The organism is Klebsiella sp. GB_Kp056 (genome assembly GCF_040064755.1).
In the GTDB taxonomy this organism is placed as follows: domain Bacteria; phylum Pseudomonadota; class Gammaproteobacteria; order Enterobacterales; family Enterobacteriaceae; genus Klebsiella; species Klebsiella quasipneumoniae.
In genome coordinates, this window is the sequence record NZ_JBEAJA010000043.1 from 82915 (window position 1) to 88914 (window position 6000).

5 protein-coding genes are annotated in these 6000 nt (G+C 59.5%); 4 read left to right on the forward strand and 1 reads right to left on the reverse strand.

Annotated features, from left to right (window positions below):
• Window positions 1-119 precede the first annotated feature (119 nt).
• Window positions 120-1637, forward strand: a complete 1518-nt coding sequence (gene lysS / locus ABLV52_RS10395) for a lysine--tRNA ligase (RefSeq protein WP_004202393.1) — start codon at window positions 120-122, stop codon at window positions 1635-1637.
• A 76-nt stretch (window positions 1638-1713) separates the two neighbouring features.
• On the opposite strand, the gene ABLV52_RS10400 is transcribed toward lysS, so the two are convergent.
• Entirely contained in the window at window positions 1714-2139 is a 426-nt protein-coding gene (locus tag ABLV52_RS10400; protein WP_243805500.1) for a hypothetical protein, read from the reverse strand.
• A 573-nt stretch (window positions 2140-2712) separates the two neighbouring features.
• On the opposite strand from ABLV52_RS10400, the gene iolE reads away from it, so the two are divergent.
• From iolE to ABLV52_RS10415, 3 genes are read left to right on the forward strand one after another with little or no spacing between them, the layout of a single operon-like run.
• A complete protein-coding gene (gene iolE, locus ABLV52_RS10405; RefSeq protein WP_348890339.1) occupies window positions 2713-3633 on the forward strand; it encodes a myo-inosose-2 dehydratase in 921 nt (306 codons plus the stop codon).
• Window positions 3630-4802 (forward strand): Gfo/Idh/MocA family oxidoreductase, encoded by a 1173-nt coding sequence (locus ABLV52_RS10410; protein ID WP_023288684.1) that lies wholly within the window; start codon window positions 3630-3632, stop codon window positions 4800-4802. The genes iolE and ABLV52_RS10410 overlap by 4 nt, the downstream gene beginning before the upstream one ends.
• Before the next feature lie 9 nt (window positions 4803-4811).
• On the forward strand, window positions 4812-5843 hold the full coding sequence (locus ABLV52_RS10415) for a Gfo/Idh/MocA family oxidoreductase (RefSeq protein WP_348890340.1): 1032 nt from the start codon (window positions 4812-4814) through the stop codon (window positions 5841-5843).
• Window positions 5844-6000 lie beyond the last annotated feature (157 nt).

Consider the following 6000-nt stretch of genomic DNA (forward strand, 5'->3'; position numbering starts at 1 on the left):
AGAGAAGCCAGATTCGTTACTCTTGTTCTTCGGTGTGAAGCCGGAGACAGGCCGCGCGGAAGGGTGACCTGGTTCAATTTATCGAAGCTAGTTTGAAAGCAAGGTTATGAGGAACCCATATGTCTGAACAACAAGCACAAGGTGCCGATGAGGCCATTGACCTTAATAATGAACTGAAAACTCGTCGCGAAAAACTGGCTGCGCTGCGTGAGCAGGGCGTAGCTTTCCCCAACGATTTCCGTCGCGATCATACCTCTGACCAATTGCACGCTGAATTCGATGCGAAGGATAACGATGAACTCGCTTCCCTGAACGTTGAAGTTGCGGTGGCCGGCCGGATGATGACTCGCCGCGTGATGGGTAAAGCCTCCTTCGTCACCCTGCAGGACGTCGGCGGCCGTATCCAGTTGTACGTGGCCCGCGATGACCTGCCGGAAGGCGTCTACAACGAACAGTTTAAGAAATGGGACCTTGGCGACATCATCGCCGCCCGCGGCAAGCTGTTCAAAACGCAAACCGGCGAACTCTCCATCCACTGCACCGAGCTGCGCCTGCTGACCAAAGCCCTGCGCCCGCTGCCGGATAAATTCCACGGCCTGCAGGATCAGGAAGTCCGCTATCGCCAGCGCTATCTGGATCTGATCGCTAACGAAGAGTCGCGCCATACGTTCCGCATCCGCTCGCAGATCCTCGCGACCATGCGTCAGTTCATGGTAGCCCGCGGCTTTATGGAAGTGGAAACCCCGATGATGCAGGTGATCCCCGGCGGCGCTTCCGCCCGTCCGTTTATCACGCATCACAACGCGCTGGATCTCGATATGTACCTGCGCATCGCGCCGGAACTGTATCTGAAACGTCTGGTGGTCGGCGGCTTCGAACGCGTGTTTGAAATCAACCGTAACTTCCGCAACGAAGGGATCTCGGTGCGTCATAACCCAGAGTTCACCATGATGGAACTGTACATGGCGTACGCGGACTACAAAGACCTGATCGAGCTGACCGAGTCGCTGTTCCGCACCCTGGCGCAGACGGTGCTGGGCAAAACCGAGGTGCCGTATGGCGACCAGGTGTTTGACTTCGGCAAGCCGTTTGAAAAACTGACCATGCGCGAGGCGATCAAAAAACATCGTCCGGAAACCAACATGGCGGATCTGGATAACTTCGACGCGGCGAAAGCGCTGGCGGAATCTCTCGGTATTCAGGTAGAGAAAAGCTGGGGTCTGGGGCGCATCGTCACCGAAATCTTCGACGAAGTGGCGGAAGCGCACCTCATCCAGCCGACCTTCATCACCGAATACCCGGCGGAAGTCTCCCCGCTGGCGCGCCGTAACGACGTCAACCCGGAAATCACCGACCGCTTCGAGTTCTTCATCGGCGGCCGCGAAATCGGTAACGGTTTCAGCGAGCTGAACGACGCCGAAGACCAGGCGCAGCGTTTCCAGGATCAGGTTAACGCCAAAGCGGCGGGCGATGACGAAGCGATGTTCTATGACGAAGACTACGTCACCGCGCTGGAGTACGGTTTGCCGCCGACCGCCGGTCTGGGCATCGGTATCGACCGGATGGTGATGCTGTTTACCAACAGCCACACCATCCGCGACGTGATCCTCTTCCCGGCGATGCGTCCGCAGAAGTAAACCGTTGCACTCCCTCCCGGCCTGCGCCGGGAGGTTCTTCCTGCATTATCCCCGTCCTGTCGGCAGGGCAATGTTATTACAGGACTTTTTGCAACGTGCCGCGCTGGCTGCCGTTTGCCCATACGCCGTTAAAGGCGTCGTTCAGCGTAAAGGCTGAGCTTTTCACCCGGAACGTCAATTTACCCTGGCTGGCTTTCGCATCCTCGACCAGATGACCATGGGTTTTCACCGTTTTAGCGGTGACGGTAATCTCATCAATTTTATTGCCATAGTCGGTATAAACATACCAGGTGCCCACCCAGGGGCCGAAGCCGCTGCTGGCCTGATGCGCGGCGGCGGCATTCTCGGCTTTGGTTTTATGAATATCGCAGGTGGTTCCGTCGGTCATCTGCGTGCAACCGGAGCGTTCAAGCTGTTCCCGGTATTTCGCGCTAATGGCGTGGGCCGGCGCGGCGGCGACCAGCGCCAGGGTGAGGGTGGTGAAAAGCCAGGTCTTATTCATCTTATTGTTTCTCATCGCGATAGCGGCGCGCATTGTCATAAAGGTTGATATACATTGGTGCATTCTCCAGGGGCGTCCGAATAAATATAACCGCAGCCATTCCTGATAAATAACGAGCAGAAAGGAGAAGGGTTATTTATTTGTAAAAAAATCATTGCCCTGAGCTTATTTATCACCGTACCTTCCCGCTGCATGTCATATTATTGCAGAGAGAATGTTAAGTAATTGATGTTTTAAAAGGGACTATTTGTCACTTACGCAAATAACAGCAGGCCAGGCCTGGGCGCAGGGCTAAAGCCCGCGCCGCTGCGGTGTTGAGATTTTTTCATATTGCTATCATCATATTTCGAATGAAAGGGATAACCTCTGAAGCGGGTTATTAAGCCAGTAATTTTTATCCGCAAAATAAGCCTGCGGCAAGCATTATTTCCATTTATTTTTCAGGGCTACTCGCGCCAGCGGATATTTCGCCCGCGGCAATGATGGATTTCCATCATTTCTCCGTTTTCATCGCTGGTCGTCGCCTGCTTATAGTGACGGCACACCAGACGACTGGCTGAAAAGGAGATAAACATGGCGACAGAGCATCTGCAGTGGGGCATTAGCCCCCTGTGCTGGACCAACGATGTGCTGGAGGATTTAGGCGGCGATATCCCTCTCGACACGTGTCTGCGCGAGGCGCGGGAGGCGGGGTTTCAGGGAATTGAGTTAGGGCGGAAGTTTCCCCGCCAGGCGGAGACATTGGGGCCTCTGCTGGCGGCGGCTGACCTGCGCCTGGCGTCAGGCTGGTACAGCGGCTTGCTGGCCGACCGCAGCGTGGAAGCGGAGCTGGAGGCGGTGCGGGGCCACGCGCAGCTCCTGCAGCAGCTCGGCGCCAGGGTAATGGTCTATGGCGAGTGCGGGCAACTGCCCGGTGAAACGCCGCTTGATGAGCCGATCTCGCTCTCGCCGCCGTTAAGCCGCGTCAGCCTGACGGCGTATTGCCATAAGCTAAATACCTTTGCCGACCTGCTGCTGCGGGACTACGGCCTCCGGCTGGCCTATCACCATCATCTGATGATGCTGGTGGAGCACGACGACGAACTGGAGCTGTTTCTGTCCCAGACCCATGACAACGTCGGGCTGGCGTTTGATTCCGGACACGCCTTCGTCACCGGGGTCGATATTCCGCGCGTGCTGGAGAAATATGGCCACCGTATCCGCCATCTGCATCTGAAAGACGTCCGTCCGCAGGTGCTGGGGCGCCTGTATCGCGAAAACCTGAGCTTTAACGAGGCGGTGCGCGCCGGGCTGTTTACCATCCCTGGCGACGGCTGCATCGACTATGCGCCGATCCTCGACTTTGCCCGGGACAGCGACTACCGCGGCTGGCTGATTATCGAAGCCGAGCAGGACCCGGCGATGGCGCCGCCGTTTGCCACCGCCCGCCGCGCCTTCGCCTGGCTGGCGCACCACTTCTCGTCCCCGTCATCATCAGAGGAGCACGCATCATGAGCGCGCGGTTAAATATTGGTCTTATCGGCTCCGGTTTTATGGGCCAGGCGCACGCCGACGCTTACCGTCGCGCGGCCATGTTCTATCCCGATCTGCCGAAGCGCCCCTATCTTTACGCGCTGGCGGATCAGGATCAGGCTTTGGCTGAACGTCATGCGGTGAAGCTGGGGGCGGAGAAAGCTTACGGTGACTGGCGCGAACTGGTGAACGATCCGCTGGTGGACGTGGTGGATATTACCTCGCCGAACCATCTGCACTACACGATGGCGATGGCGGCGATCGCGGCGGGTAAACATGTCTATTGCGAGAAACCGCTGGCGGTTAACGAGCAGCAGGCGCAGGAGATGGCGCAGGCGGCCCGGCGCGCGGGGGTGAAGACCATGGTGGCCTTTAACAACATTAAAACCCCGGCGGCGCTGCTGGCAAAGCAGCTTATCGCCCGGGGCGATATTGGCGAACCGGTGCGCTTTCGCGGCACCTTTGATCAGGGGTTTTATAACGACCCGAACCTGCCCTGGTCCTGGCGCTGCTCGAAAACCCTCGGCGGCAGCGGGGCGCTTGGCGACCTCGGCGCCCATACCCTGTCCGTCGCCCAGTTTTTGATGGGCGGGATCCGTGAAGTGACCGCCAGCGCGCAAACCTGCCTGCGCCAGCGTCCGGTGCCACAGACCGATGCCGGGTATGCCAGCCGGGTCGCGGCCGATGCCGAGTGGCGGGAAGTGGAAAATGACGATCAGGTTCAGTGCCTGGTCAATTTCGACAGCGGCGCCGCGGGGGTGATTGAGGCCTCGCGCATCGCCGCCGGGCGCATCTTCGGCGTGTTCTGGGAGGTCTCCGGCACCGAAGGCACGCTGTATATGGACGGGGAGCGCTTTAACGAACTGCAGGTGTATCGCTTCCGGGATGACAAACACGACCGCGGCTTTAAAACGCTGTATGCCGGGAGCCAGATCCCGGCCTATGCCGGCTTCTTCGGCTTCGATTTTGGCGGCGGCGGGCTGGGCTATTTTGACGTTAAGGTGATGGAAGTGCATGACCTGGTGCAGGGGATTTGTGGGGACGACGACTGCTATCCCAGCTTTGAATTTGGTTTACAGAATCAGCGCGTGCTGTCGGCGATTGAAGCCTCGATGGTCAGCCGTCGCTGGGTTAACGTGGTTAAGGATTAAGGAGCCGCTATGTTTCCCTCACAATTACCGACCCCGCGCCGCCCGGCGGCGCAGAGCATTCCCTCCCTGCGCTGGGGCATCATTGGTCCGGGCTGGATCGCCGAGCGCTTTGTGCACGCATTGAAAACCCAGAGCCGGCAGCAGGTGGTGGCCGTTGCCTCCCGCAGCCAGGCGAAGGCCGACCGGGTAGCCGCGGAATGGGGGATCCCCCAGGCTTACGGCCGGGTGGAGGAGATGCTGGCGCGTCCGGATATTGATGCGGTCTATATTGCTACGCCGCACAACCATCACTTTCCCGACGGCATGCAGGCGCTGAAGGCGGGCAAACACGTGCTGATAGAGAAGCCCTTCGCGCTCAATCTCGGCGAAGGAGGTGAACTGCAGGCCGAAGCCGCCCGCCAGGGGAAGCTGGCGCTGGAGGCGATGTGGTGCGATTACGCGCCGAAGTATGATGTGATCCGCCAGCTGCTGGAGGATGGGGTACTCGGCGACCTGCATACCCTGCTGGCCGATCACGGCGAGTATTTCACTACCGATCACCGCATCTTTAACGCCGACCTTGCCGGCGGGCCGATGATGGATCTCGGCAGCTATTTGACCTCGTTTGCGCTGATGGTGGGCGGCATGCCGCAGGAGATTGTTGCCCGCGGCCGCGCGACGGCGGAGGGGCTTAACGGCCAGACGTCAATGCTGTTCAGCTGGCGGAACGGGATGCAGGGGCTGTTAAACACGACGTTGTTCAGCAACACGCCGGGCGGGGCGGTGGTGGCCGGACGCCAGGCGACCCTGACGATCGACGGTCAGTTTTACGCCCCCGGCGGGTTCACGCTCGCCGCCAGCCAGGGCGGGCAGGCGCTGCGCTGGGAAGAGCCGCGCAATCGCTACGACCAGCTGTTCTGGCAGGCGGAGCATTTTGCCTGGTGCATCGGTCAGGGGCTGTGGGACTCGCCGCTGCGGCCGCTCAGTCAGGTGCTGCAGAATCTGCAGGTGATGGATGAGGTGCGGCGCCAGGTGGGCGCGGTGTTTAACGAAGAACGTTAAGGGGCCGGCCGGGCTTTGGTTTGCAGACTGCGCGAGCGTGCACGCCATTGCCCGGCACCGGGACGCGCACGGTACCGGATATCTGCTGCCCGGCGGCGCGGCGCTTGCGCGGGCCTGGGATGTCACTGCAACTGTGTGATATGGATGGTTATCATGC